We start from the raw sequence: 24,466 nt of genomic DNA on the forward strand, positions 1-24,466 counted from the left end.
ACTTGCAATCAGAGCCGGATCGCCGGTAGGCTCACCGTATATTCATACGGAGGTGAGTATGGGGATCCGAGTCGCGGTCGCCGGAGCCAGCGGCTACGCGGGCGGTGAGCTGCTGCGTCTGCTCGCCGGTCACCCGGAGTTCGAGCTGGTCGCGGCCACCGCGCACAGCCAGGCCGGGCACCGCCTCGACGTGGTGCACCCGCACCTCACCGGGCTCGACCTGGTGCTCGGCGAGACCAGCCCGGACACGCTGGCCGACGCGGACCTGGTCTTCCTCGCACTGCCGCACGGCCAGTCGGCGGCGCTCGCCGCCCAGTTGCCGGCCGACGTGCGCATCGTCGACCTCGGCGCCGACCACCGGCTCGCCAACCCGTACGAGTGGGCGCATTACTACGGCGGCACCCACGCCGGGCAGTGGACCTACGGACTGCCGGAGCTGCCCGGGCAGCGGGAGCAGATCGCCGCCGCCACCCGGGTCGCCAACACCGGCTGCTACGCCGCCGCGATCACGCTGGCGCTCGCGCCGCTGATCGCCGCCGGTGCCGCCGAGCCGGCGGACGTGGTCGTGGTGGCGGCGTCCGGCACCTCCGGCGCGGGCCGGGCGGCCAAGCCGCACCTGCTGGCCAGCGAGGTGATGGGTGACCTGTCGCCGTACCGGGTCGGCACCCACCAGCACGTGCCGGAGATCAAGCAGGCGACCGGCGCGACCGGCCTCTCCTTCACCCCCATCCTCGCGCCCATGCCGCGGGGCATCCTGGCCACGGTCACCGCCGTGCCGGCCCGGGGCGTGGACCCGCAGGCGGTGCTCGCCGAGGCGTACGCGGACGCGCCGTTCGTGCACGTGCTGCCCGAGGGGCGCTGGCCGCACACCGCCGCCACGCTCGGCTCGAACTCCTGCCACCTGCAGGCGACCGTCGACGTCGACTCCCGCCGACTGATCGTGGTGAGCGCGCTGGACAACCTCGGCAAGGGCGCGGCCGGGCAGGCCGTGCAGAACGCCAACCTGATGGTCGGCCTGCCGGAGACCACCGGCCTCCCCGTCTACGGGGTGGCGCCGTGACCGTCACGACTCCCCAGGGCTTCCGGGCGGCCGGTGTGGCCGCCGGGCTCAAGTCCAGCGGCGCCGACGACGTGGCGATCGTCGTCAACGACGGCCCGGACGCGACGGTCGCCGGCGTGTTCACCGCCAACCGGGTCAAGGCGGCGCCGGTGCTCTGGACGCAGCAGGTGGTCCACGGCGGCGTGGTCCGGGCGGTGGTGCTCAACTCCGGCGGCGCGAACGCCTGCACCGGCCCGGCCGGCTTCCAGGACACCCACGCCACCGCGGAACACGCGGCCGCCGTGCTGACGGCGGCCGAGCCGGGCCGGGAGGTCGGCGCCGGCGAGGTGGCGGTCTGCTCGACCGGCCTGATCGGCGAGCGCCTCCCGATGCCCGCGCTGCTCGCCGGCGTCGACCAGGCGGTGCGCGAGCTCTCCGGCTCCGGCGGCGCGAGCGCCGCCGAGGCGATCATGACGACGGACACCCGGCCGAAGACGACCGTCGTGTCCGGCACCGGCTGGACCGTCGGCGGCATGGCCAAGGGCGCGGGCATGCTCGCCCCGGCCATGGCGACGATGCTGTGCGTGCTGACCACCGACGCGGTGGCCGACCCGGAGGCGCTGGACGCCGCCCTGCGCGCGGCGTGCCGGGTCACCTTCGACCGCGTCGACTCCGACGGCTGCATGTCCACCAACGACACGGTGCTGCTGCTGGCCAGCGGGGCCTCCGGCGTCACGCCCGACCAGGCCGAGCTGACGGCCGCGGTCACCGCCGCCGCGCACGACCTGGCCCAGCAGCTCATCGCCGACGCCGAGGGCGCCACCAAGCAGATCGCGATCGAGGTGACCGGCGCGGCCGACGAGGACGACGCCGTCGAGGTGGGGCGGGCGGTGGCCCGCAACAACCTGGTCAAGACCGCGCTGTTCGGCAACGACCCGAACTGGGGCCGGATCCTCGCCGCGGTCGGCACCACCACCGCCGCCTTCGAGCCGGACGCCGTCGACGTGGCGGTCAACGGGATCTGGGTGTGCCGGTCGGGCGCCGCCGCCGAGGACCGCTCGAAGGTCGACCTCACCGGGCGGGACGTCACCATCACCGTCGACCTGCACGCCGGGTCCGCCGCGGCCACCGTCTGGACCAACGACCTGTCCCACGCGTACGTCCACGAGAACTCGGCGTACTCGACATGAGCCTCTCCGCCGACCTCAGCCGCTACCAGGGCAAGGCCGCCACGCTGATCGAGGCGCTGCCCTGGCTGGCCCGCTTCTCCGGGGCGACCGTCGTCGTGAAGTACGGCGGCAACGCCATGGTCGACCCCGAGCTGCAGCGGGCGTTCGCCGCCGACATGGTGTTCCTGCGCTACGTCGGTCTGAAGCCGGTCGTCGTGCACGGCGGCGGACCGCAGATCTCCGCGATGCTGGGCCGGCTCGGCATCGCCAGCGAGTTCCGGGGCGGCCTGCGGGTCACCACGCCGGAGGCGATGGACGTCGTCCGCATGGTGCTGGTCGGTCAGGTGGGCCGGGAACTGGTGGGCCTGATCAACGCGCACGGCCCGTTCGCGGTCGGCCTCTCCGGCGAGGACGCCGGCCTGTTCACCGCGGTGCGGCGCCCGGCGTACGTGGACGGGGAGCCGGTCGACGTCGGGCAGGTCGGCGACGTCGAGTCGGTCGACGTCTCGGCGGTCACCGACCTGATCGACGCCGGGCGCATCCCGGTGATCTCGACCGTCGCGCCGGACGTCGACGGGGTGCTGCACAACCTCAACGCGGACACCGCCGCCGCCGCCCTGGCGATCGCGCTGGAGGCCCGCAAGCTGGTGGTGCTCACCGACGTCGCCGGCCTCTACGCCGACTGGCCCGACACCGACAGTCTGATCTCCGAGATCGAGGCGGACGACCTGGCGAAGCTGCTGCCCAGCCTGGAGTCGGGGATGGTGCCGAAGATGGAGGCGTGCCTGCGGGCGGTGCGCGGGGGAGTGCCCGCCGCGCACGTCGTCGACGGCCGGGTCGCGCACTCCACGCTGCTCGAGGTGTTCACGTCAGACGGCTTCGGGACGATGGTCGTGAGCGCGAGGAGTGAGCTTGCGAGCCCCGCAGTCGCGAACGAGGAAGGGACGGTGGCGTCATGAGTTCGCTGGTGCAGCGCTGGGGTCAGTCCATGATGGACAACTACGGCACGCCGCCGTTGGCGTTGGTCTCCGGATCCGGCGCCGTCGTGGTCGACGAGGCCGGCCGGGAGTACGTCGACCTGGTCGGCGGGATCGCGGTGAACGCCCTCGGCCACGCCCACCCGGCCGTGGTCGCCGCCGTGTCCCGGCAGGTGGCCACCCTCGGGCACGTCTCCAACCTCTATGTCGCGGAGCCGCCGGTCGCCCTGGCCGAGCTGCTGCTGGCCCTCGCCGGCCGGCCGGGGCGGGCCTTCTTCGCCAACTCGGGCGCCGAGGCGAACGAGGCGGCGTTCAAGCTGTCCCGGCTGACCGGCCGTACCCACGTCGTCGCCGCGCGCGGAGGCTTCCACGGCCGCACGATGGGCGCGCTCGCGCTCACCGGGCAGCCGGCGAAGGCCGACCCGTTCCGTCCGCTGCCCGGCGAGGTCACCCACGTCGACTTCGGCGACGTGGCCGCGCTGGAGGCCGCCGTCACCGACGCCACCGCGATGGTGATCCTGGAGCCGATCCAGGGCGAGAACGGTGTGGTCGTGCCGCCGGCCGGCTACCTGGCCGCGGCCCGCCGCGTCACCGCCCGGCACGGCGCCCTGCTGGTGCTCGACGAGGTGCAGACCGGCATCGGCCGCACCGGCCACTGGTTCGCCCACCAGGCCGAGGGCGTCGAGCCGGACGTGGTCACCCTGGCCAAGGGGCTCGGCGGCGGGCTGCCGCTCGGTGCCACCCTCGCCTTCGGGCGGGCGGCCGAGCTGCTCACCCCCGGCTCCCACGGCACCACCTTCGGGGGCAACCCGATCAGCTGCGCCGCCGCGCTCGCGGTGGTCTCCACCATCGCCCACGAGGGGCTGCTCGACCACGTCAAGCGGGTCGGCGAGCGGCTGCGGCGGGGGATCGAGGCGCTCGGGCACCCGCTGGTCTCGGGCGTACGCGGTGCGGGCCTGCTGCTCGGCGTGGTGCTGACCGCGCCGGTCGCCCGGGTGCTCGGCGAGGCGCTGCGGGAGGCCGGCTTCCTGACCAACCCGGTGCAGCCGGATGTGCTGCGGCTCGCGCCACCGCTGATCCTCACCACCGCCCAGGTCGACGCCTTCCTGGCGGCCCTGCCGGCGGCCCTGGACGCCACCGTCCCGGCCGCCGCCGGCACGACGACCGCTCCGGCCGCCGGCCCGACCCCCTCCATTGACCTTCCCGCGACCCCGACGGAGACCAGCGCATGACCCGGCACTTCCTGCGTGACGACGACCTGACCCCGGCCGAGCAGGCGACCGTGCTGGACCTCGCCGCCCGCATGAAGGCCGACCGGTTCGCCTACCGCCCCCTCGCCGGGCCGCGCTCGGTCGCGGTGCTGTTCGACAAGCAGAGCCTGCGCACCCGGATCTCCTTCGACGCCGGCGTCGCCGAGCTGGGCGGTCACCCCCTCGTCGTGGACACCCAGGTCACCCACTTCGGCCGGGGCGAGACCCTGGCGGACGCCGGGCGGGTGCTCTCCCGCTACGTCGCGGCGATCGTGCTGCGTACCCACGGCGACGACCGGATCGCCGAGGTCGCCGGCGGCGCCACCGTGCCGGTGATCAACGCGCTCACCGACGGCTACCACCCCTGCCAGCTCCTGGCCGACCTGCTGACCGTCCGGGAGCGCTGCGGCGGCACCGCCGGGCGGACCCTCGCCTACGTGGGCGACGCGGCGAACAACATGGCCCACTCCTACCTGCTGGCCGGGGCGACCGCCGGGATGCACGTGCGGGTCGCCGGGCCGGACGGCTTCGGGCCCGACTCCGCCGTGGTCGCCCGGGCCGCCGAGATCGCCGCCGCCACCGGCGGTTCGGTCCGGGTGCTCACCGACCCGGTGGCCGCGGTCCGGGACGCGGACGTGGTGGCCACCGACACCTGGACGTCGATGGGGCAGGAGAGCGACGGGCTGGACCGGGTCACCCCGTTCCTGCCGTACCAGATCAACAAGGCGCTACTCGGGCACGCGGCGCCCGACGCGATCGTGCTGCACTGCCTGCCCGCGCACCGGGGCGAGGAGATCACCGACGAGGTGCTCGACGGCCCGCAGAGCGCGGTCTTCGACCAGGCGGAGAATCGCCTGCACGCCCAGAAGGCGCTGCTGACGTTCCTCCTGGAGGCCTCCACCGCGGCCCCCGACGTCGTGGCGTCGGGCGCCACCGCGACGAGGGAGACCACATGACCGCCCCGCTGACCCGCGCCGCCCGCCACGCCCGCATCGTCGAGCTGATCCGGGACAAGGCCATCCACTCGCAGACCGAGCTGGCCGACCTGCTCGCCGGTGACGGCATCCAGGTCACCCAGGCCACCCTCTCGCGGGACCTGAAGGAGCTCGGCGCGGTGACGGCGCGCGGCGGCGACGGGCGCGGCGTCTACCTGATCCCCGAGGACGGGCACCGTCCGCTGCGCGACGCCGAGGCCGCGCCGGCCCGGCTGATCCGGCTGCTGCGCGAGCTGCTCAACGGGGTCGACTCCAGCGGCAACATAGCCGTGCTGCGCACCCCACCGGGCGCGGCCCAGTACCTGGCCAGCGCGTTGGACCGAGCGGGCCTGCCCGAGGTCGTCGGCACCATCGCCGGCGACGACACCATCCTCGTCGTGGCCCGCGAGGCCGACGGCGGCGCCGCGCTCGGCGAGAAGCTCGCCGGTTGGGCCCGCCGCGAAGAGAACGTTGAAGGGAACACCACTCCATGACCGAGCGGGTCGTCCTGGCGTACTCCGGAGGGCTGGACACCTCCGTCGCCATTCCGTACCTGGCCGAGCAGACCGGCGCCGAGGTGATCGCGGTGGCGGTCGACGTCGGCCAGGGCGGCGAGGACATGAACGTCATCCGGCAGCGCGCCCTGGACTGCGGGGCCGTGGAGTCCGAGGTGGTCGATGCGCGCGACGAGTTCGCCGCCGAGTACTGCCTGCCGGCGATCCGCGCCAACGCCCTCTACATGGACCGCTACCCGCTGGTCTCGGCGCTGTCCCGCCCGCTGATCGTCAAGCACCTGGTGACCGCGGCGCGGAAGCACGGCGGCACGATCGTGTCGCACGGCTGCACCGGCAAGGGCAATGACCAGGTCCGCTTCGAGGTCGGCCTGGCCGCGCTCGCCCCCGACCTGAAGATCATCGCTCCGGCGCGGGACTACGCCTGGACCCGGGACAAGGCGATCGCCTTCGCCGAGGAGAAGGGCCTGCCGATCGACGTCTCGGCGAAGTCGCCGTACTCCATCGACCAGAACCTGTTCGGCCGTGCGGTCGAGACCGGCTTCCTGGAGGACATCTGGAACGGGCCGATCGAGGACCTCTACTCCTACACCTGCGACCCGGCGGAGCCCCGCGACGCCGACGAGGTCGTGATCACCTTCGACGCCGGCGTGCCGGTCGCCCTCGACGGTGAGACCGTCACCCCGTACCAGGCGATCCTGGAGCTCAACCGGCGTGCCGGAGCGCACGGGGTCGGCCGGCTCGACATGGTGGAGGACCGGCTCGTCGGCATCAAGAGCCGCGAGGTGTACGAGGCGCCGGGCGCCATCGCCCTGATCACCGCCCACCAGGAGCTGGAGGCGGTCACCGTCGAGCGCGACCTGGCCCGGTTCAAGCGGACCGTGGACCAGCGCTGGGGCGAGCTGGTCTACGACGGCCTGTGGTTCTCGCCGCTGAAGCGGTCGCTGGACGCGTTCATCGACGACGCCCAGCAGCAGGTCTCCGGCGAGGTGCGGCTGACCCTGCACGGCGGCCGGGCGGTCGTCACCGGCCGGCGCTCCGAGGCGAGCCTCTACGACTTCGGCCTGGCCACGTACGACACCGGTGACACGTTCGACCAGTCGCTCGCCAAGGGCTTCGTGCAGCTGTGGGGCCTGCCGAGCAAGATGGCCGCGGCCCGCGACTCCCGGCTGGGTGGTGTCTGACCATGGGGACCACAATGGGCGGGGTGGACGACAAGAGCCTGATCGAGAACAGCGCCGCCACCAACCGGACGAGCCTGTGGGGCGGCCGGTTCGCCGGTGGCCCCTCGGAGGCGCTCGCCCGGCTTTCGGTGAGCGTGCAGTTCGACTGGCGGCTGGCCCCCTACGACCTCGCGGCCTCCCGGGCGCACGCCCGGGTCCTGGCCCGCGCCGGTCTGCTCGACCCCGACGAGTTGGGTCGGATCCTGGCCGCCCTGGACGACCTGGAGGCGGCCTGCGCCTCCGGGGCGTTCCGCCCGACGGTCGACGACGAGGATGTGCACACCGCGCTGGAGCGCGGGCTGCTGGAGCGGCTCGGGAGCCTGGGCGGGAAGCTTCGCGCCGGCCGGTCCCGCAACGACCAGGTCGCCACGGACCTGCGCCTCTACCTGCGCGACCACGCCCGGGGTGTGGCCAGTCGGCTGGTGGAGCTGGCCGAGGCCCTGGTCGAGCAGGCCGAGCGGCACGTGGAGACCCCGGCGCCGGGGATGACCCACCTGCAGCACGCGCAGCCGGTCACGTTCGGGCACTGGCTGCTCGCCCACGTGCAGCCGCTGCTGCGTGACCTGGACCGGCTGCGGGACTGGGACGGCCGGGCGGCGATCAGCCCGCTCGGCGCGGGCGCGCTCGCCGGGTCGTCGCTGCCGCTGGACCCGGTGCGGGTGGCCCGCGAGCTGGGCTTCACCGCCCCCGCGCCGAACTCGATGGACGCGGTCGCCGACCGGGACTTCGTCGCCGAGTTCCTCTTCGTCACCGCGCTGGTCGGGGTGCACCTGTCCCGCCTCGGCGAGGAGGTGGTGCTCTGGACCTCGCAGGAGTTCGGCTGGGTGGAGCTGGACGACGCCTTCGCCACCGGGTCGTCGATCATGCCGCAGAAGAAGAACGCGGACATCGCCGAGCTGGCCCGGGGCAAGTCCGGCCGGCTGGTGGGCGGGCTGATGAGCGTGCTGACGATGCTCAAGGGCCTGCCGATGACGTACGACCGGGACATGCAGGAGGACAAGGAGCCGGCGTTCGACGCGGTCGACACGCTGGAGCTGCTGCTGCCGGCCCTCGCGGGGATGATCTCCACGATGACCGTACGCGTCGACCGGTTGGTCGCCGCCGCACCGGTGGGCTACTCGCTGGCCACCGAGGTCGCCGACTGGCTGGTGCGCAAGAACGTGCCGTTCCGGGACGCGCACGAGATCACCGGCCGGCTCGTCGCGCTCTGCGTGGCCCGGGACTGCGCGCTCGACGAGGTCTCCGACGCCGACCTGGCGACCGTCAGCCCGCACCTCGACCCGTCGGTGCGGGACGTGCTCTCGGTCCGCTCGGCGCTCGCCGCCCGGACCACGCCGGGCTCCACCGGCCCCGGACCGGTCGCCGACCAGCTCGCCGCCGCGGCGGACAAGCTGGCCGGCTGGCGGGAGTGGGCCGCGGAGCGGGTCGTACCCCGCTGAAGCCGCTCGTCCGCGCGGCGCGTCCGGCGCCGCGCGGACCCCGGCCCGGCTCAGACCGCGGGCCGCTCCCGTCTGGGTAGCTTGGCCACCACCGCGTCGTAGGACCCGTCGACCGCCTCGGTCAGCTCGTCGTCGTCGATCCCGCCGTCGAGCCGCAGCGTGTTCCACCCGGACCGGCCGATGTAGGGCATGACCCGGGCGTCGGTCGGGTGCCGGTGCAGCCACTCGTCGGCGGCCTCCCGGCTGGGGCCGCACTTCACGCCGACGGTCGGCGCGCCCTCGGGTGAGCCGAGGAACGCGAAGATGCGGCTGCCCACCTTGACCACCTCGTCGCCCTCCCACGGCTGGTCCAGCCAGGCGCCCGGCTTGGCCAGGCAGTAGGCGCGCATCTCCTCGCGTCGCATCGGGCCTCCCGTCGGTCGTCGTATCGGGACAGTGTGCCCTCCGGGGCCGACAGGCCCCGGTAGCTTAGCCGGCGGTCCGCGCGGTGAGGCGGTCGAAGCGCTGCTGCGCGGCCTGCGCGCTGCCCAGGCCCAGACCGAACGCGATCTCCTGCCAGGTCAGGCCACGGCCCCGGGCGAGCTGGAGCAGGCCGGCCTCCAGCGCGTCGAGCTCGGCGCGGACGTGGGGCAGCAGGGTGAGCGCGGCGACGACGTCGGGCCCGTCGACCGGCTCCTCCCCGTCGTCGAGCTGCGCGCCGCCGGCGGCGAGGCTCGCGACGAGCGCCACCGCCTCCCAGGGGTCGGTCACCTGCGGGTGGGCGTAGCGGCGTCGGCGGGCGTCGGTGCCGGCGTGCCGCTCGGTGATCCGCGCGAGCGCCGTGTGGGTGCGGTGGGCGCGGGCGCGCGCCGGGTCGGGTGCGGTGAACGGGTCGTCCGATGTCATGCCCCCATCCCAGCCCCTCAACTTCGAGTTGTCAACAGAACGTTGATATCGCGGTCGGTGGCGCGACGGGTCCGTCGCCGAGCCGTCGCCGATCGAGGGCGGTACGGTCGGGGTCATGCGGGTGGGTGAGGGCGAACCCGACGTGCGTGCCCTGGCCGAGCTGCTCGCCGGCCCGGTCGTGTCGGCCGCCCGGGCGCTGCTCGGCTGCCGCCTCTCCGCCGGTGGGGTCACCGTGCGGATCACCGAGGTCGAGGCGTACGCCGGCAGTGGCGGCGACCCGGCGTCGCACGCCCATCGGGGCCGCACCGCCCGCAACACCGTGATGTTCGGCCCGGCCGGGCACGCCTACGTCTACTTCACCTACGGGATGCACTGGTGCATGAACGTGGTGACCGGGCCCGACGGCGAGGCCTCGGCGGTGCTGCTGCGCGCCGGCGAGGTGGTCGAGGGCCTCGACGTGGCGCGGGCCCGCCGCACCGCCGTACGCCGGGACGTGGATCTCGCGCGCGGACCCGCCCGGCTCTGCGCGGCGCTCGGCATCGACAAGACGATCTACGGGCGCTACCTGCTGGGCGACGGCCCGGTGCGGCTGCGCCCGGCCGCCGTCCCGGTGCCCCCGACGGCGATCGCCGCCGGGCCGCGCGTCGGCGTGACCGGCGCCCACGACGTCCCCTGGCGGTTCTGGATCGAGGGCGACCCGACCGTGAGCGCCTACCGCCGGCACGTGCCCCGGGTGCGCCGCTGAGCCGCCGGTCGCCCCGGATCCGCCGGTCCCCGGCGCGGGCCCGTCGTTTTCGTCGGTGCCTGTGGCCATAATCACGCCGACACCACCCCGCGCACCCGGAGGACGGCGATGACCACGCTTCTCGCGATCGGCACCAGCAAAGGGCTCTTCCTGGCGACCAGCACCGACGGCCGGCGCACCTGGCAGGTCAGCCGTCCCCACTTCCCGATGACCGGTGTCTACGCGGTGGCCATCGACAAGCGGCGCGCCACGCCCCGCCTGCTCGCCGGGATGACCAGCTCACACTTCGGCCCGAGCGTGGCGCGCAGCGACGACCTCGGCGGGTCCTGGCTGGAGCCGGACCAACCCCCGGTGGCCTTCCCGGCCGACACCGGGGCGAGCCTGGGCCGGGTCTGGCAGCTCACCCCGGCCGGGCCGGCCCAGCCCGACGTGGTGTGGGCAGGCACCGAGCCGTCGGCCCTGTTCCGCTCCGACGACGGCGGGGCGACCTTCACGCTGGTGCGCGCCCTGTGGGACCACCCGCACCGCGAGCAGTGGGACGCGGGCTTCGGCGGCCAGGCCGTGCACACCGTGCTGCCGCACCCGGACGACGCCGACCGGATGGTGGTCGCGATGTCCACCGGCGGGGTCTACCGCACCAGCGACGGGGGCGCGTCCTGGGCGCCGAGCAACACCGGCATCCGGGCCTACTTCCTGCCCGACGAGTGGCCCGAGTTCGGGCAGTGCGTCCACAAGGTGGCGCAGGACCCGGGCGACCCGGAGCGGCTCTACGCACAGAACCATCACGGTGTCTACCGCTCCGACGACGGCGGCGGCAGTTGGACGTCCATCGCCGACGGCCTGCCCAGTGACTTCGGCTTCCCGATGGTGGCGCTGCCGGGGCGGCCGGGCACGGTCTTCACCTTCCCGCTCGCCGCCGACGGTGAGCGGTGGCCGGTGGATCACCGGTGCCGGGTCTACCGCTCGGGCGACGCGGGCAAGACCTGGCAGGCGCTGACCGCCGGCCTGCCCACCGAGCCGTTCTACCCGTCGGTGCTGCGTGACGCGATGTGCGCCGACGACGCGGAGACCGGCGGGGTCTACTTCGGCACCCGCTCCGGCGAGGTCTACGCCAGCCGGGACGAGGGTGACTCCTGGTCGTTGGTGGCCGCGCACCTGCCCGACGTGCTCTGTGTCCGCGCCGCGGAGGTCTGAGATGGTGACGGTGCTGGTGCCGGGCCCGCTGCGGGGCGAGGTGGGCGGCGCGAGCCGGCTGAGCGTTCCGGCCGCCGGTTCGCTGCGGGCGGTGCTCGACGAACTGGCCACGACCTGGCCCCGGCTGTCGCGGCGGATCCGGGACGAGCGTGGCGAGCTGCGCCGATACGTCAACGTCTACGTCGACGGCGAGGACTGCCGGCGGGCCGGCGGGCTGGACGCGCCGGTCGCCGAGGGTGCCGAGGTGCAGGTCCTCCCCTCGGTGGCGGGTGGCTGACCGGCGCGCCCGGCGAGGTGACCTGGGTCACTGCCGAGACCCTTGCGAGCGGAATTATTGACACAGCAAATATGTTGTCGGGTGCGTCCGGGACCGCCACGGTTCCGGCGGACAACCCGAGGAGCGGTCATGCAGTTCGGAGTCTTCACCGTCGGCGACGTCACGGTCGACCCGACGAACGGTCGCGAGCCGACCGAGCATGAGCGGATCAAGGCGATGGTGACCATCGCGTTGAAGGCCGAGGAGGTCGGGCTCGACGTCTTCGCCATGGGCGAGCACCACAACCCGCCCTTCGTGCCGTCGTCGCCCACGACGATGCTGGGCTACATCGCGGCTCGTACGGAGCGGCTGCTGCTCTCCACCTCCACCACGCTGATCACCACCAACGATCCGGTGAAGATCGCGGAGGACTACGCGATGCTTCAGCACCTGGCCGGCGGCCGGGTCGACCTCATGATGGGGCGCGGCAACACCGGGCCGGTCTACCCGTGGTTCGGGCAGGACATCCGGAACGGGATTCCGCTCGCCATCGAGAACTACGACCTGCTGCGCCGGCTGTGGCGGGAGGACGTGGTGGACTGGAAGGGGCGCTTCCGCAGCCCGCTGCAGTCGTTCACCTCGACCCCGCGTCCGCTCGACGGCGTCCCGCCGTTCGTCTGGCACGGCTCGATCCGCAGCCCGGAGATCGCCGAGCAGGCCGCCTACTACGGCGACGGCTTCTTCGCCAACCACATCTTCTGGCCGAAGGAGCACACGCAGCGCATGATCGAGCTCTACCGGCAGCGCTTCGCGCACTACGGTCACGGCTCGGCCGACCAGGCCATCGTCGGCCTCGGTGGGCAGGTGTTCATGCGCCGCAACTCGCAGGACGCGGTCCGCGAGTTCCGGCCCTACTTCGACAACGCGCCGGTCTACGGGCACGGGCCGTCGCTGGAGGAGTTCACCTCCCAGACGCCGCTGACCGTGGGCAGCCCGCAGCAGGTGATCGACCGGACCCTGGGCTTCCGCGACTACGTCGGCGACTACCAGCGGCAGCTGTTCCTCATCGACCACGCCGGCCTGCCGTTGAAGACCGTGCTGGAGCAGCTCGACCTGTTGGGTGAGGAGGTCGTCCCGGTGCTGCGCAAGGAGTTCGAGGCGCTGCGCCCGGCGCACGTGCCGGAGGCGCCCACCCACGCCTCGCTGGTGGCCGCTGCGGGCGGCGCCAAGGACAGCACCGTCCACGCCGTCGACGACGTGACCGGCAAGGCGCCCGAGGGGTCCCGATGACCGCCCGTACGCTCGCCGTGGTCTCGGCCGGCCTCAGCCTGCCGTCGTCGACCCGGCTGCTCGCCGACCAGCTCGCCGGGGCCACCCGCGACGAGCTGGTCGGCCGGGGCGAGTCGGTGCGGCTCTACCCGGTCGACCTGCGCGAGCACGCCCACGACGTGGTCAACCACCTGCTCACCGGCTTCCCGTCGGAGTCGCTGCGGGAGGTGCTCGACACGGTCACCGGCGCGGACGGGCTGATCGCGGTCAGCCCGATCTTCAACGCGTCGTACAACGGGTTGTTCAAGTCGTTCTTCGACCTGATCGACACGGAGGCGCTGGCCGCCCGGCCGGTGCTGATCGCCGCGACCGGCGGCACCGCACGCCACTCGCTGGCGCTGGAGCACGGGCTGCGGCCGCTCTTCGCGTACCTGCACGCCGTGGTCATGCCCACCGCGGTCTTCGCCGCGCCGGAGGACTGGTCCGGCGAAGCGGCCGACGGGGCGCTGCGGCGCCGCATCGAGCGGGCCGCCGGCGAGCTGGCCGAGGAGATCCACCGCCGGCCGCCGTCGACCGGCCCGGTCGACCCGTTCGCGTTGACGACCAGCTTCGAGGACCTGCTCGGCCGCGGCGCCGACCGCTGACCCGCGACGACGCGGTCGTGGTGCCCTCCACAGGGGACTGCCCGGAGGGCGCCACCACCGCGTGACCGAGGGCGCTACCGCCCCGGCGCTACCGCGTCGGGGCGGCCCGGTGGCGGGCGACGGGCGGATCCAACGGCCCCTGCGGGTCAGGGCGGGTCAGCGGTCCTGCCGGTCAGGGCGGGCTCGACGGTCCTGCCGGTCAGGGCGGAGCCAGCGGTCCTGCCGGTGAAGGCGGGCCCAACGGCCCTGCCGTCCGGGGCACCGGGAGCGGTCGAATGGGTGGGTGACCCGCCGCGGGCGCCCGCCGAGTGTGCCCGCGAGCCGCAGCGACCGGACGGGAGATTCCGCGATGACCACTCTCGACGTGCTCCGCGCCCACCCCTTCCTCGCCGGGCTGCCCGAGGCGTGGCTGCCGCCGCTGGCCAGCTACGCCCGGCCGGTGGTCTGGCACCCCGGGCACCGGTTGTTCCGCGCCGACCAGCCGGCCGAGCGGTTCTGGCTGGTCCGGGGCGGGCAGGTGACGCTCGACTTCGCCGTCCCCGGGCGGGGCGACGTGGAGATCGAGACGATCGGCGCGGGCGGCGTGCTCGGCTGGTCGTGGCTCTTTCCGCCCTACCGGTGGCAGTTCGGCGCCGTCGCCGGGCAGCGCAGCACCGCGATCGAGTTCACCGCCGCCGGTGTGCGCCGCCTGATGGAGTCCGACGACGCGCTGGGCCGGCAGCTCACCACCCGCTTCATGAGCGTGGTCGTGGACCGGCTGCACGCCGCCCGATGTCGGCTCCTCGACCTGTACGGCTACCCGACGGCGCTGCCGCCCACCGGCTGACCGCCCACCGGCGCACCGGGCACCGGCTCACCGGCTCACCGGGCACCGGCTCGCCGGTGCCGTCAGCGGGGGAGCTGCCCGCCGTGGTCAGTCGCCCTGGCGGTACGGGTGGGCGACCAGCACGGGGCAGTGGGCGTGCTGCACGAGGGCCTGGCTCACCGAGCCGAGCAGGAGGCCGGTGAAGCCGCCCCGACCCCGGGTGCCGACCACCACCAGCGCCGCCTCCGCGCTGGCGTCCACCAGCGCCTGGCCGGGGGAGATGCCCCGGGTCGTCCGGCCGGTCACGCTGAGCCCGGGATGGCTACCCCGGGCCGCCGCCACCGCCGTATCGAGCAGCGCCTCCGGTTCGTTTCCGGGCAGGTCGGCGGGGACCGCCGTGCCATCGGCCGGTGCCGCGTGGACGAGCAGCAGCTCCGTGCCGCGCCGGACGGCCTCGTCGGCGGCGTAGCCGACGGCGAGCTCGGCCGGCTCGGAGCCGTCGACGCCCACCAGCACCGGGCCCTGCGTCGGCACCGGCTGGTCGGCCGGGCGCACCACCAGCACGGGGCAGTGGGCGTGCGCGGCGACCTGACCGCTGACCGAGCCGAGCAGCAGGCCGGTGAAACCGCCGTGCCCGCGGCTGCCCACCACGATCAGCTCGGCCCGGCGTGACTCCTCGATCAGGGTGGCGCCCGGTCCGCCGGCGACCTGCCGGGCCTCGGTCCGCAGCCCGGGCCACCGGTCGGCGAGATCGTTCGCGGCCTGCTCCAGCATGGCCTGCCCGGTGTCGGCCGGTGCCGGCAGCCCGAGATCGTACGGGTTGATCGGCACCCCGTACCCGAGCGGGTGCAGGAACCCGTGCACGAGGTGCAGCGGCCGGTCGCGCAGCCGCGCCTCCCGGGCCGCCTCCTCGGCGGCGGCGAGGCTCGCCGGGGATCCGTCCACTCCCGCCACGACGGGTCGGTTCATCAGGCCTCCAGTGGTCGACCTGACCATTGTGGGCGTGACCGGGCCCGCCCACCGGCATTTCCCGCCCGGAGAGCCACCAAGCCATGATCGCGCTGCGACGCGGAAGTAGTGGCCTCGCAACCGGCGGGAGGCCACTACTTCCGGGTTCGAGCGCGATCATGGGCGTCGGTGACGCCTCGTTCGAGCGCGATCATGCGCGTCGGTGACGCCTCGCGCCGGACTGTCGGTGGGTCGCCCTATCCTCGTGGCCGTGACCCCTGACCTGCGCCTGCGCCCGGTGCGCGACGACGACCTGCCAGTGTTCTACCGTCTCCAGCGCGACCCGGTCGCGGTTCGGATGGCCGCCTTCACCGCCGAGGACCCGGACGACCACGCCGAGTTCGCCGCTCACTGGCAGCGCATCCGCACCGACCCGGCGATCGTCAACCGCACGATCACCGTCGACGGCGCGGTGGTCGGCTACGTGGCCGCGTTCCCGGTCGGCGAGCAGACCGAGGTCAGCTACTGGATCGACCGGGAGTGCTGGGGGCGCGGCTACGCCACGGTCGCCCTCGCCGCCCTGCTGCGGGAGGTGCCGCAGCGCCCGGTGCACGCGCGCGCGGCGAAGGACAACCACGGCTCGCTCGCGGTGCTGCGCAAGTGCGGCTTCGTCGTCCGCGGCGAGGACCGGGGCTACGCGGCGGGCCGCGGTCACGAGGTGGAGGAATACGTGCTGGAGCTGCCGGCCTGAGCGTTCGCCGTCCGCCCGGCGGCCGCTCGGCCGTGGGTGCCGGCCGAAGGGTTGGTCGCCGCTGACGGGTAGTGGACAGCAGTTCGTCCGCCGGCGTCTTCCCGCGCTCACGCGACCCGTGCAGGATCGAGGTCGCGTGCGTCCACACGGTTTGAGGAGCGGGCTTGAGCGGCAGCGACGACACCATCGCCGTGGTGGTGGTCACCTACAACAGCGAGCGGTTCCTGGCCGACCTGATCGCCTCGCTCGGGCCGGGGCTCGACGGGCTCGACTGGCATCTGACGGTCGCCGACAACGCGTCCGCCGACGACACCGTGGCCACGGTGCGCCGGCTCGCCCCGGCCGCGACCGTCGTGGAGCTGGGCCGCAACGCCGGCTACGCGGCGGGCATCAACGCCGGGGTCGCGGCCGCCGGGCCGCACGGCGCGGTGCTCGTCCTCAACCCGGACGTCCGGCTGGGCCCCGGCTGCGGCCGTGAGCTGCTCCGGGTGCTGCGGTCGCCGGGCACCGGGATCGCGGTGCCACGTCTCGTCGACGGCGACGGCGACCTGATCCACACGATGCGGCGGGAGCCGAGCGTCCTGCGGGTCCTCGGTGACGCGCTGCTCGGCGCGGAGCGGGCCGGTCGCCGTCCCGCGCTCGGCGAGGTGGTCACCGACCACGCCCGGTACGCGAGCGAGGCGGTCACCGCCTGGGCGGAGGGCTCCACGCTGCTCATCAGCGCCGAGTGCTGGCGCCGGTGCGCGCCCTGGGAGGAGAGCTTCTTCCTCTACTCCGAGGAGACCGACTTCGCGCTGCGGGCCGGCGACGCCGGGCTCGTCACCCGGTTCACGCCCGCCGCCACGGCCGTGCACCTGGAGGGCGACTCCCGGGTGTCACCGGGCCTGTGGGCGCTGCTCACCCTCAACCGGGTGCGGCTCTTCCGTCGACGGCACGGCCGCCTCGCGACCGCGGCCTTCTGGGCGGCGCTGCTCCTGCGGGAGCTGAGCCGCGCGCTGCTGCGCCGACGTCCGAGTCAGGCCGCCGTGCGGGCGCTGTTGAGCCCGGCGCGGTTCCGGGAGACCCCCGGCCCGCACACCGTCCGCGCGATGGCGGGCTGACGGGGCGGTCAGCGGAGCCGTTTGGCGATTCCGGTCGCCACCAGCCGGCCCCGCCGCAGCGGACCCGGCCGCGTCAGCACCTCCGCGCGCAGCGACGCCGGGGTGTCCGCACGGCGGACGCTGAACCGCGGCTGCAGCCACGCCCCCGCGCGCGCAGCCCGACGGTCGCTGGTGAACACGCCCGTGTAGCCGAGGAGCCGCAGCCGGGCCAGCAGCCGCCGGTCGTAGCGGCCCAGGGGACAGGCGGCGAGGTCGACCGGCGCGCCCCCCACCGCCGCGACCAGCCGTTCCCGGGCCACCACCAGCTCGTCGTGGACGGTCGCGCGGTCCATGCCGCGCCACGACCTGTGCGCCAGGCCGTGCGTGCCGACCGTCATGCCGTTGCGGCGCAGCTCGCGTACGCCGTCCTCGTCGAGGCTGCCGGGCTCGCCCAGGCGACCCGCCAGGACGAAGAAGTCCGCCGTGAGGTTCCGGTCGCGCAGGGCGGGCAGCCCGATCCGCACGTCCGAGTCGTTGCCGTCGTCGAAGCTGATCCGCACGGCGGGCCACGCCGCCACCTCGTCGAGGATCGCCAGGAACTGGTCGCGGGTGACCCAGTACCGGTCCTCACCGGGCTCCAGCTCCCGCCCGGGCTCGCCGATGCCGTGGAAGCAGATGTTCAGGACGTGCCGCGTCACCGTCGTTCGCTCCTGTGCGCCTCGCCGGTCGGGATCAGCTCGCCGATGGTGCCGCCGCGGAGCTTCGGCACCTGCCGGGACGACTGGTCGCGTTCCCAGGTGCCCGGCTGCGCCCGTCGGGCCCGGGACGCCGCCGTGAGGGTGATGAGGACGTAGCAGGCCGCGGCGGGCGCCAGCCACGGCCGGGGCAGCACGACGTCGCGCAGCCACGAGAGCCGGTCCGCCTCGCGTACCCCGTCGGACGCGGTGTCGTGGGCGGTGGCCGCGCGCATCGCGGTGTTGCCGGCCCGCACCCGGGTCAGCCGGCGCACCAGGTCGTCGACGCGGCGCGGGGTGGCCACGACGGAGCTGGCCCCGGCGACCTCCCGCTTCTCGGCCGGTTCGAACAGGGAGTCGAGGAACAGGTCGTCGGCCAGCACGTCGGGGAAGGCCTCGAACCGGTCCCGGCCGGCGGCGGACAGCGCGATCGCGCCCCGCCCGAACAGGCCGTTGCGCAGCGCGGGCAGGTGCTGGTGCACCGCGTAGTAGCCGCGCACCGGCAGGGGCCGGCGGGCCAGGTCGAGCGCCCGGCGGGGCACGGCCGCGAGCGGGCGCCCGGTGGCCTCGTCGGCGCGCGGGCGTACGGCGTCGGCGAGCAGCCGCAGGCTCTCCGTCGTCACCACCACGTCGGCGTCCAGGTAGACCCGGGGGAAGCCGACCGCGACCCGGTCGCCGGCGTTCAGGGCCGCCGGCTTGCTGGCGACGTCGAGTTCGACGACGCGGACGCCGGGGCGGTCGGCCGCCACCCGCGCGGTCCCGTCGGTGCAGCCGTTGGCGACGACGGTGACGTCGAACTCGCCGTCGCGGGCGTCCGCCAGCAGGGTGTCCAGGCAGCGGCCGATGACGTCGGCCTCGTTGTGTGCCGCGATGACGACGCTGGCCCGCTGACCCTCCACAGGGGAGGGCACCGGGACCGGCTCCCGCAGGCGGCGGGCCAGCAGGCGGCGCCAGACGGAGACGTACTGCCGCGCCTGGTGTTCCCAGGCGAGCGTGGTGGCGAAGCGGTCCAGGCCGGTGTCGCGCATCCGGTCCCGCTGCGCGGCGTCGTCGAGGAGCTCGTCGAGGGCCTCGGCGAACTCGGCGGGTGAGCCGGTCGGCAGGTATCGGGCGGCCTCCGCGGCGGTCCGCCGGGTCTCGATCAGGTCGACGGCGACCACCGGGACGCCCCGACCGAGGTACTCGACGGTCTTCGCCATCGTGGAGAGGTGGTTCATCCGGGTGGGCAGGTCCGGCTGGATCGCCACGGTGGCCGTACGCAGCAGCGCGTCGACGGACGGGCCGTCGAGCCAGCCGGCGAACTCGACCAGGTCGTTGAGCCCGCGTTCGGCGGCGAGCTTGGTGAGGCTCTCCATGCTCTCGCCGTCACCGGCCAGGACCATCCGCCAGTTCCGGCGGCTGCGCCGGCGGGCCAGCTCCTCGGCGGCGAGCACGGCGACCTCGACGTTGTCCTGCGGGCCGAAGACGCCGACGTAGGCGATGGTGTGGACGTCCTCGGCGGCGGCCTCGTCGGCGGCGGAATCGCCCCGGGCGATCTCGTGCGCGGCCGGGCCGTTGCGGACCACCGTCAGCTTCTCCGGCCGTACGCCCCGGCGGAGCGCGTTCTCCCGGAACGACTCGTTGGTCGCGAACACCGTCGTGGCGGTGCGCAGGGTGAGCCATTCCAGCAGGACGAGCGTGCGGAAGACCCACCGGTTGGCGGATCCGCCGGCGCGGGCGGCGTAGATCTCGGGGCAGAGGTCGTGGTGGTCGAAGACCCAGGGCCGCCCGAGCGCACGCCAGATCAACGCGAGCGGGAAGTAGATGTCGGGCGGGTTGCAGACCTGCACACCGTGTGCCCGTCCGCGGAAGAGCTCACCGAAGAGCCGAATCGTGATGCACAGGAACGACCAGACGAATTCCGCCGCGAACGACAGCACCCCCGAACCGGTGACGATCAACGGATACGGCTTCAGTCGGGTGTTTCTGCTTCCCGGCAGAATGCGGAGGTTTCTGTCTCCGCGAGGCGCGATCACTGTCACGTCGAAACCGTTGGCCTCGAGGCTGAGGCATTCGCGGATGACACGACGGTCACGCTCGGCGGGGAGGTTGGCGACGAGGATGGTGACGTGCGGCCGACCCTTCACAGCGAGGACCACTTTCTCTCGTCCGACGTGCACGACGACGGCAGGAACACTGCCGGACCGCCCGCTCGGAAGACAAGAGCTTCGCTCGCATCAGGGGTGTCGGTATGTTTCCACGTGGCCGTTCGACGGTCGTACCGTCGGAGGTGGACAGTGGTGGCCGTCGCATCGGCCGTCGCCGTTGGGCCGGACGGTTGAGGCGTGGCCCCCGATCCGGTGACCTGACTGACCGACCAGTTGACGCAGTTGCGCCGGGAAGCGTTGCTAATTGACGGAAAGCTGGCAGTGCCGGCCGGGCCAAACCCTGCACGATGTCGTTCGCCGGGAAACTGCCGGCGGTGCCACCGCCAGCGCGCGGGGCACGGGACATCGAGGATGGGGACGTGGATGCCGGTACGGGTGCTCCCCATCACGGCGGCGGAGCGGCAGGTGGCGGCGGACTTCCTCCACCGGCAGCTCAACCACCGGGTGTCAGCCGAGACCTGGGCGCGGGCCATGGTCGTGCCCTGGAAGGTCGACGCGCCCAACCACGGCTTCCTGCTGCGGGCCGACGATGAGGTCGTCGGCGTCCACCTCGCCTTCTACTCGCAGCGGTGGATCGACGGGCGGCCCGAGCGGTTCTGCAACCTGGGCGCCTGGTGCGTGCTGCCGGAGTACCGGTTCCACGGCCTGCGGCTGCTGAAGGCCCTGCTGGCGCAGGACGGCTACCACTTCACCGACCTGTCGCCGAGCGGAACCGTCGTACCGCTCAACGAGCGGCTCGGCTTCCGCTTCCTCGACACGGCCACGGCCCTGATGCCGAACGCGCCGTGGCCGACCTGGCCCGGCCGGACCCGCGTCACCGCCGACCCGGCGCGCATCGAGGCCACGCTGACCCCGGCGGAGTTGGAGATCTACCGGGACCACGCGGAGACCGCCGCGCGGCACCTGGTGCTCGTCCACGGCGACGAGCACTGCTACATCGTGTTCCGCAAGGACCGCCGCAAGGGCCTGCCGCTCTTCGCCTCGATCCTGTACGTGAGCAACCGTGCGCTCTTCCGCCGGCTGGCCCGGCCACTGGGCCGGTATCTCCTGACCCGGCACGGCGTCGCGGCGACCCTCGCCGAACTGCGGGTGGTGGGTGAGCGCCCACCCGGCTCGGTCATGCTGGCGTCGCCCCGTCGCAAGATGTTCCGCAGCGCGGACCTCGAGCCCGACGACGTCGACTACCTGTACAGCGAGTTGACCTGTGTCAGCTGGTGAGCCCGGTCCGACGAGAGGGAGACCCGCTATGCGTACGGCCCTGCACGACATCCTGGCCGAGACCGACCGAGGGTCCGCCGACGCGCCCGCGCTGACCGCGCGGGACCGGACGCTGACGTACGCCGATCTGCGGCGAAACGTCGCCGCGGTGGCCGGCGGGCTGGCGCGCCTGGGCCTGCGGCGCGGTGAGCGGGTGGCCGTCTACCTCGACAAGCGGCTGGAGACCGTCGAGGCGGTGTTCGGCACCTCGGCGGCGGGCGGCGTCTTCGTCCCGGTGAACCCGCTGCTGCGGCCCCGTCAGGTGGGCCACATCCTCGCCGACTGCGCCGTACGCGTGCTGGTCACCACCGCCGAGCGGCTCGACCTGCTGGCCGACGAGCTGACCGAGGTCAAGTCGGTGGAGCACGTCGTGGTGGTGGGGCCCGCGGCGACGACGACCCCGACGCGGCACTCCGTGTCCACCTGGGACGCACTGGTCGCCGGCCCCGCCGAGTCACCCGAGGTGGCCGTGGTCGACGCCGACCCGGCGGCGATCCTCTACACCTCCGGCAGCACGGGCCGGCCCAAGGGCGTCGTGCTGTCGCACCGCAACCTCCTGGCCGGCGCCGAGAGCGTCAGCCACTACCTGGGCAACGGCCCGGACGACGTGCTCCTCGCCGCGCTTCCGTTGAGCTTCGACGCCGGGTTCAGCCAGCTGACCACCGGGTTCCTGGTCGGCGCCCACGTCGTGCTGCACAACTACCTGCTGCCCGGCGACGTCGTGAAGGCCTGCGCCAAGCACGGAGTCACCGGCCTCACCTGCGTGCCGCCGCTCTGGCTGCAGCTCGCCGAGCAGCGGTGGCCGGACGAGGCGACCCGCCGGATGCGCTACGTCGCCAACACGGGCGGCCGCATGCCGAGAGCGACCCTCGACCGCCTGCGCCAGCTCTTCCCGACCGCCCGCCCCTACCTGATGTACGGGCTGACCGAGGCGTTCCGGTCCACCTACCTCGACCCGGACGAGGTCGACCAGCGGCCCGACTCCATCGGGAAGGCGATCCCCAACGTGGAGATCCTGGTCGTGCGCCCCGACGGGAGCCTCGCCGACCCGGGGGAGGAGGGCGAGCTGGTGCACCGCGGCCCGTTGGTCGCCCTCGGCTACTGGAACGACCCGGAGCGGACCGCGAAGCGGTTCCGCCCGCTGCCCGCCGCCGAGGGCGCGCTCCGCCCCGAGATCGCCGTCTGGTCCGGCGACATCGTCCGGCGCGACCACGAGGGATTCCTCTACTTCGTCGGACGCAACGACGAGATGATCAAAACCTCGGGTTACCGGGTCAGCCCGGCCGAGATCGAGGAGGTCGCCTACGAGACCGGCCTGGTCGGCGACGCCGTGGCGCTGGGCGTCGACGACCCGCGCATCGGGCAGCACGTCGTGCTCGTCGTGAGCCCACCCGCCGTGGGTGACGTCCAGGAGGCCGAGCTGCGGGCCGAGCTGCGCAAGCGGCTGCCCCTCTACATGGTGCCGAAGCAGATCGTGCGCCGGGACACCCTGCCCCGCAACCCGAACGGCAAGTTCGACCGCAACCTCATCCGCGAGGAAGTGATCAGGTGACCCACCCCGCCCTGGCCGCCTTCGAGGGCCGCTCCGGCGCGCTCCTCGTCGGCGGCATCCCCGTCGACCGGCTCGCCGAACGGGTCGGCGCCACCCCGTTCTTCGCGTACGACCGGGCGCTGCTGACCGACCGGGTGCGGCTGCTGCGCGACACGCTGCCCACGGCGGTGAGCCTCAGCTACGCGGTGAAGGCGAACCCGATGCCCGCCGTCGTCCAGCACCTCAGCGGCCTCGTGGACGCCTTCGACGTCGCGTCCGGTCTGGAGCTGCGGACGGCGCTGGACACGACCATGCCGGCCGACCGGGTGAGCTTCGCCGGCCCGGGCAAGTCCGACGCCGAGCTGCGTCAGGCCGTCGCCGCCGGGGTGACCATCGAGATGGAGTCGGAGAACGAGGCGCGGCGCGTCCTCGCCGTCGGCGACCGGCTCGGCATCCGGCCCCGCGTCGCGATCCGGGTCAACCCCGACTTCTCCGTCAAGGGCTCCGGCATGCGGCTCGGTGGCGGGCCGCAGCAGTTCGGCATCGACTCCGAGCGGGTGCCCGCGCTGCTCAAGGAGCTCGCCCACGCCGACCTGGACCTGCTCGGCTTCCACGTCTTCGCCGGTTCGCAGAATCTGCGGGCGGAGAGCATCTGCCAGGCGCAGCGGCAGACGGTCGAGCTGATGCTGCGGCTGGCCGAGGAGTCACCGCTGCCGGTCCGCTACCTCAACCTCGGCGGCGGCTTCGGCATCCCGTACTTCGAGAAGGACCAGCCGCTGGACCTCGCCGCCGTGGGCGCCAACCTGGCGACGCTGGTCGAGGGGCCGATCCGGTCGGCGCTGCCGGACGCCCGGGTCGTCGTCGAGTTGGGCCGCTACCTCGTCGGCGAGAGCGGCGTCTACGTGACCCGGGTGGTGGACCGCAAGGAGTCACGCGGCCGGACGTACCTGGTGGTCGACGGCGGGCTGCACCACCAGCTGGCCGCGTCGGGCAACTTCGGGCAGGTGATCCGGCGCAACTACCCGATCGCCGTCGGCAACCGCTGGGGCGCCGAGGCGGGGGAGCCGGTGACCGTGGTCGGGTGCCTGTGCACTCCGCTGGACCTGCTCGGCGACAACGTCGCCCTGCCGCCGGCCGAGGTCGGCGACCTCGTCGTGCTCTTCCAGGCCGGCGCGTACGGTCTGACCGCCAGTCCCACCGCCTTCCTCAGCCACCCGGCACCGGCCGAGGTCCTGGTCTGAGTTCGGCTCGATCTCAAGGGGAGAAATGGACACCAGCACCACCACCTTCGACGACGTCAAGTCCGTCGTCGTGGAGACGCTCGGCATCGAGGACCGCGCCGACACGCTCGACGCGTCGACCGTGCTCCTGGGCGACCTGCCCGAGCTCGACTCGATGGCCGTGGTCGAGCTCGTCGTCGCGCTGGAGCAGCGGTTCGACATCGAGATCGACGGCGACGAGGTCACCGCCGACCTGTTCGAGACGCTCGGTGGTCTCGCCGACTTCGTCTCGGCGAAGGTGCGCTGAGCCGTCGGTGAGAGCGGGCGAAGAAACCGCCGTGGCGGCGAGCCGACCGATGTCGTCGACATGTGACGGCTCAGCAGAGGACAGCCGCGCCGGGTCTCGGCGAATGACGGT

At 73.7% G+C, this 24,466-nt stretch carries 25 protein-coding genes; 20 read left to right on the forward strand and 5 right to left on the reverse strand.

Annotated features, from left to right (window positions below; translation table 11 throughout):
- The first annotated feature begins 58 nt into the window (after window positions 1–58).
- From argC to argH, 8 genes are read left to right on the forward strand one after another with little or no spacing between them, the layout of a single operon-like run.
- The gene (gene argC, locus ACIBTV_RS19810; RefSeq protein ID WP_396706787.1) at window positions 59–1,060 is read left to right on the forward strand and encodes an N-acetyl-gamma-glutamyl-phosphate reductase; all 1,002 of its coding nucleotides are present in this window, start codon (window positions 59–61) and stop codon (window positions 1,058–1,060) included.
- Complete coding sequence (argJ, locus tag ACIBTV_RS19815) at window positions 1,057–2,229, forward strand: bifunctional glutamate N-acetyltransferase/amino-acid acetyltransferase ArgJ (RefSeq protein ID WP_396706789.1); 1,173 nt, start codon at window positions 1,057–1,059, stop codon at window positions 2,227–2,229. The genes argC and argJ overlap by 4 nt, the downstream gene beginning before the upstream one ends.
- The gene (gene argB, locus ACIBTV_RS19820) at window positions 2,226–3,167 is read left to right on the forward strand and encodes an acetylglutamate kinase (RefSeq protein WP_396706791.1); all 942 of its coding nucleotides are present in this window, start codon (window positions 2,226–2,228) and stop codon (window positions 3,165–3,167) included. The genes argJ and argB overlap by 4 nt, the downstream gene beginning before the upstream one ends.
- Window positions 3,164–4,417 (forward strand): acetylornithine transaminase, encoded by a 1,254-nt coding sequence (locus tag ACIBTV_RS19825; RefSeq protein ID WP_396706793.1) that lies wholly within the window; start codon window positions 3,164–3,166, stop codon window positions 4,415–4,417. Before argB ends, ACIBTV_RS19825 begins: the two co-directional genes overlap by 4 nt.
- Window positions 4,414–5,391 carry an ornithine carbamoyltransferase gene (gene argF, locus ACIBTV_RS19830; RefSeq protein ID WP_396706795.1) on the forward strand — a complete coding sequence of 326 codons (978 nt, stop codon included), beginning with the start codon at window positions 4,414–4,416 and terminating at the stop codon, window positions 5,389–5,391. Before ACIBTV_RS19825 ends, argF begins: the two co-directional genes overlap by 4 nt.
- Complete coding sequence (locus ACIBTV_RS19835; protein WP_396706796.1) at window positions 5,388–5,903, forward strand: arginine repressor; 516 nt, start codon at window positions 5,388–5,390, stop codon at window positions 5,901–5,903. The genes argF and ACIBTV_RS19835 overlap by 4 nt, the downstream gene beginning before the upstream one ends.
- Window positions 5,900–7,105 carry an argininosuccinate synthase gene (locus ACIBTV_RS19840; protein WP_396706798.1) on the forward strand — a complete coding sequence of 402 codons (1,206 nt, stop codon included), beginning with the start codon at window positions 5,900–5,902 and terminating at the stop codon, window positions 7,103–7,105. Before ACIBTV_RS19835 ends, ACIBTV_RS19840 begins: the two co-directional genes overlap by 4 nt.
- Before the next feature lie 14 nt (window positions 7,106–7,119).
- Window positions 7,120–8,583, forward strand: a complete 1,464-nt coding sequence (gene argH / locus ACIBTV_RS19845) for an argininosuccinate lyase (protein ID WP_396706901.1) — start codon at window positions 7,120–7,122, stop codon at window positions 8,581–8,583.
- A gap of 50 nt (window positions 8,584–8,633) precedes the next feature.
- Here the strand turns inward: argH and ACIBTV_RS19850 are convergent, their stop codons facing one another.
- Both ACIBTV_RS19850 and ACIBTV_RS19855 read right to left on the reverse strand, forming a co-directional pair.
- Window positions 8,634–8,987 (reverse strand): MmcQ/YjbR family DNA-binding protein, encoded by a 354-nt coding sequence (locus ACIBTV_RS19850; protein ID WP_396706800.1) that lies wholly within the window; start codon window positions 8,985–8,987, stop codon window positions 8,634–8,636.
- 64 nt (window positions 8,988–9,051) lie between these two features.
- Window positions 9,052–9,468, reverse strand: coding sequence for a DNA-binding protein (locus ACIBTV_RS19855; protein WP_396706802.1), 417 nt, complete (start codon window positions 9,466–9,468; stop codon window positions 9,052–9,054).
- Window positions 9,469–9,583: 115 nt separating this feature from the next.
- On the opposite strand from ACIBTV_RS19855, the gene ACIBTV_RS19860 reads away from it, so the two are divergent.
- The 6 genes from ACIBTV_RS19860 to ACIBTV_RS19885 all read left to right on the forward strand — a co-directional run bounded on the left by ACIBTV_RS19860 (window position 9,584) and on the right by ACIBTV_RS19885 (window position 14,402).
- Window positions 9,584–10,213, forward strand: a complete 630-nt coding sequence (locus ACIBTV_RS19860) for a DNA-3-methyladenine glycosylase (protein WP_396706804.1) — start codon at window positions 9,584–9,586, stop codon at window positions 10,211–10,213.
- A gap of 108 nt (window positions 10,214–10,321) precedes the next feature.
- Entirely contained in the window at window positions 10,322–11,407 is a 1,086-nt protein-coding gene (locus ACIBTV_RS19865) for a WD40/YVTN/BNR-like repeat-containing protein (protein WP_396706806.1), read from the forward strand.
- Between the two features lies 1 nt (window position 11,408).
- Window positions 11,409–11,684 (forward strand): MoaD/ThiS family protein, encoded by a 276-nt coding sequence (locus ACIBTV_RS19870; RefSeq protein ID WP_396706808.1) that lies wholly within the window; start codon window positions 11,409–11,411, stop codon window positions 11,682–11,684.
- Between the two features lie 129 nt (window positions 11,685–11,813).
- Window positions 11,814–12,953: an LLM class flavin-dependent oxidoreductase gene (locus ACIBTV_RS19875; RefSeq protein ID WP_396706810.1), complete on the forward strand. Its 1,140-nt coding sequence runs from the start codon at window positions 11,814–11,816 to the stop codon at window positions 12,951–12,953.
- Window positions 12,950–13,576, forward strand: a complete 627-nt coding sequence (locus tag ACIBTV_RS19880) for an FMN reductase (protein WP_396706812.1) — start codon at window positions 12,950–12,952, stop codon at window positions 13,574–13,576. The genes ACIBTV_RS19875 and ACIBTV_RS19880 overlap by 4 nt, the downstream gene beginning before the upstream one ends.
- Window positions 13,577–13,925: 349 nt before the next feature.
- Entirely contained in the window at window positions 13,926–14,402 is a 477-nt protein-coding gene (locus tag ACIBTV_RS19885) for a cyclic nucleotide-binding domain-containing protein (RefSeq protein ID WP_396706814.1), read from the forward strand.
- A gap of 87 nt (window positions 14,403–14,489) precedes the next feature.
- On the opposite strand, the gene ACIBTV_RS19890 is transcribed toward ACIBTV_RS19885, so the two are convergent.
- Complete coding sequence (locus ACIBTV_RS19890) at window positions 14,490–15,350, reverse strand: universal stress protein (protein ID WP_396706815.1); 861 nt, start codon at window positions 15,348–15,350, stop codon at window positions 14,490–14,492.
- 250 nt (window positions 15,351–15,600) lie between these two features.
- Between ACIBTV_RS19890 and ACIBTV_RS19895 the strand changes: the two genes are divergently transcribed.
- Window positions 15,601–16,080: a GNAT family N-acetyltransferase gene (locus tag ACIBTV_RS19895; protein WP_396706816.1), complete on the forward strand. Its 480-nt coding sequence runs from the start codon at window positions 15,601–15,603 to the stop codon at window positions 16,078–16,080.
- Between the two features lie 164 nt (window positions 16,081–16,244).
- Window positions 16,245–17,180, forward strand: coding sequence for a glycosyltransferase (locus ACIBTV_RS19900; RefSeq protein WP_396706818.1), 936 nt, complete (start codon window positions 16,245–16,247; stop codon window positions 17,178–17,180).
- An 8-nt stretch (window positions 17,181–17,188) separates the two neighbouring features.
- Here ACIBTV_RS19900 and ACIBTV_RS19905 read toward each other — a convergent pair whose 3' ends face one another.
- The gene (locus ACIBTV_RS19905) at window positions 17,189–17,857 is read right to left on the reverse strand and encodes a polysaccharide deacetylase family protein (protein ID WP_396706820.1); all 669 of its coding nucleotides are present in this window, start codon (window positions 17,855–17,857) and stop codon (window positions 17,189–17,191) included.
- Window positions 17,854–20,031: a glycosyltransferase gene (locus ACIBTV_RS19910; RefSeq protein ID WP_396706822.1), complete on the reverse strand. Its 2,178-nt coding sequence runs from the start codon at window positions 20,029–20,031 to the stop codon at window positions 17,854–17,856. Before ACIBTV_RS19910 ends, ACIBTV_RS19905 begins: the two co-directional genes overlap by 4 nt.
- A 372-nt stretch (window positions 20,032–20,403) precedes the next feature.
- Here ACIBTV_RS19910 and ACIBTV_RS19915 point away from each other — a divergent pair, with 372 nt between their 5' ends.
- The 4 genes from ACIBTV_RS19915 to ACIBTV_RS19930 are packed head-to-tail and all read left to right on the forward strand — an operon-like array spanning window position 20,404 to window position 24,355.
- A complete protein-coding gene (locus ACIBTV_RS19915) occupies window positions 20,404–21,258 on the forward strand; it encodes a hypothetical protein (RefSeq protein ID WP_396706823.1) in 855 nt (284 codons plus the stop codon).
- A 28-nt stretch (window positions 21,259–21,286) separates the two neighbouring features.
- Window positions 21,287–22,849 carry an acyl-CoA ligase (AMP-forming), exosortase A system-associated gene (locus tag ACIBTV_RS19920; protein WP_396706825.1) on the forward strand — a complete coding sequence of 521 codons (1,563 nt, stop codon included), beginning with the start codon at window positions 21,287–21,289 and terminating at the stop codon, window positions 22,847–22,849.
- The gene (locus ACIBTV_RS19925; protein ID WP_396706827.1) at window positions 22,846–24,069 is read left to right on the forward strand and encodes a pyridoxal-dependent decarboxylase, exosortase A system-associated; all 1,224 of its coding nucleotides are present in this window, start codon (window positions 22,846–22,848) and stop codon (window positions 24,067–24,069) included. The genes ACIBTV_RS19920 and ACIBTV_RS19925 overlap by 4 nt, the downstream gene beginning before the upstream one ends.
- 25 nt (window positions 24,070–24,094) lie before the next feature.
- Entirely contained in the window at window positions 24,095–24,355 is a 261-nt protein-coding gene (locus ACIBTV_RS19930) for an acyl carrier protein (RefSeq protein ID WP_396706829.1), read from the forward strand.
- Window positions 24,356–24,466: the final 111 nt, after the last annotated feature.

It is taken from the genome of Micromonospora sp. NPDC049366 (genome assembly GCF_044466625.1).
Classification (GTDB): Bacteria; Actinomycetota; Actinomycetes; order Mycobacteriales; family Micromonosporaceae; genus Micromonospora.

Bases quoted from the DNA above. Each gene is read 5' to 3' on its own strand.
- ACIBTV_RS19860 (WP_396706804.1), top strand. From the start codon at position 9,584: ATGCGGGTGGGTGAGGGCGAACCCGACGTGCGTGCCCTGGCCGAGCTG.
- ACIBTV_RS19885 (WP_396706814.1), top strand. From the start codon at position 13,926: ATGACCACTCTCGACGTGCTCCGCGCCCACCCCTTCCTCGCCGGGCTG.
- ACIBTV_RS19915 (WP_396706823.1), top strand. From the start codon at position 20,404: ATGCCGGTACGGGTGCTCCCCATCACGGCGGCGGAGCGGCAGGTGGCG.
- ACIBTV_RS19930 (WP_396706829.1), top strand. From the start codon at position 24,095: ATGGACACCAGCACCACCACCTTCGACGACGTCAAGTCCGTCGTCGTG.
- ACIBTV_RS19920 (WP_396706825.1), top strand. From the start codon at position 21,287: ATGCGTACGGCCCTGCACGACATCCTGGCCGAGACCGACCGAGGGTCC.
- ACIBTV_RS19865 (WP_396706806.1), top strand. From the start codon at position 10,322: ATGACCACGCTTCTCGCGATCGGCACCAGCAAAGGGCTCTTCCTGGCG.
- ACIBTV_RS19870 (WP_396706808.1), top strand. From the start codon at position 11,409: ATGGTGACGGTGCTGGTGCCGGGCCCGCTGCGGGGCGAGGTGGGCGGC.
- ACIBTV_RS19835 (WP_396706796.1), top strand. From the start codon at position 5,388: ATGACCGCCCCGCTGACCCGCGCCGCCCGCCACGCCCGCATCGTCGAG.
- ACIBTV_RS19855 (WP_396706802.1), bottom strand. From the start codon at position 9,468: ATGACATCGGACGACCCGTTCACCGCACCCGACCCGGCGCGCGCCCGC.
- argF (WP_396706795.1), top strand. From the start codon at position 4,414: ATGACCCGGCACTTCCTGCGTGACGACGACCTGACCCCGGCCGAGCAG.
- argH (WP_396706901.1), top strand. From the start codon at position 7,120: ATGGGCGGGGTGGACGACAAGAGCCTGATCGAGAACAGCGCCGCCACC.
- argC (WP_396706787.1), top strand. From the start codon at position 59: ATGGGGATCCGAGTCGCGGTCGCCGGAGCCAGCGGCTACGCGGGCGGT.
- ACIBTV_RS19850 (WP_396706800.1), bottom strand. From the start codon at position 8,987: ATGCGACGCGAGGAGATGCGCGCCTACTGCCTGGCCAAGCCGGGCGCC.
- ACIBTV_RS19880 (WP_396706812.1), top strand. From the start codon at position 12,950: ATGACCGCCCGTACGCTCGCCGTGGTCTCGGCCGGCCTCAGCCTGCCG.
- ACIBTV_RS19875 (WP_396706810.1), top strand. From the start codon at position 11,814: ATGCAGTTCGGAGTCTTCACCGTCGGCGACGTCACGGTCGACCCGACG.
- argB (WP_396706791.1), top strand. From the start codon at position 2,226: ATGAGCCTCTCCGCCGACCTCAGCCGCTACCAGGGCAAGGCCGCCACG.
- ACIBTV_RS19825 (WP_396706793.1), top strand. From the start codon at position 3,164: ATGAGTTCGCTGGTGCAGCGCTGGGGTCAGTCCATGATGGACAACTAC.
- ACIBTV_RS19890 (WP_396706815.1), bottom strand. From the start codon at position 15,350: ATGAACCGACCCGTCGTGGCGGGAGTGGACGGATCCCCGGCGAGCCTC.
- ACIBTV_RS19840 (WP_396706798.1), top strand. From the start codon at position 5,900: ATGACCGAGCGGGTCGTCCTGGCGTACTCCGGAGGGCTGGACACCTCC.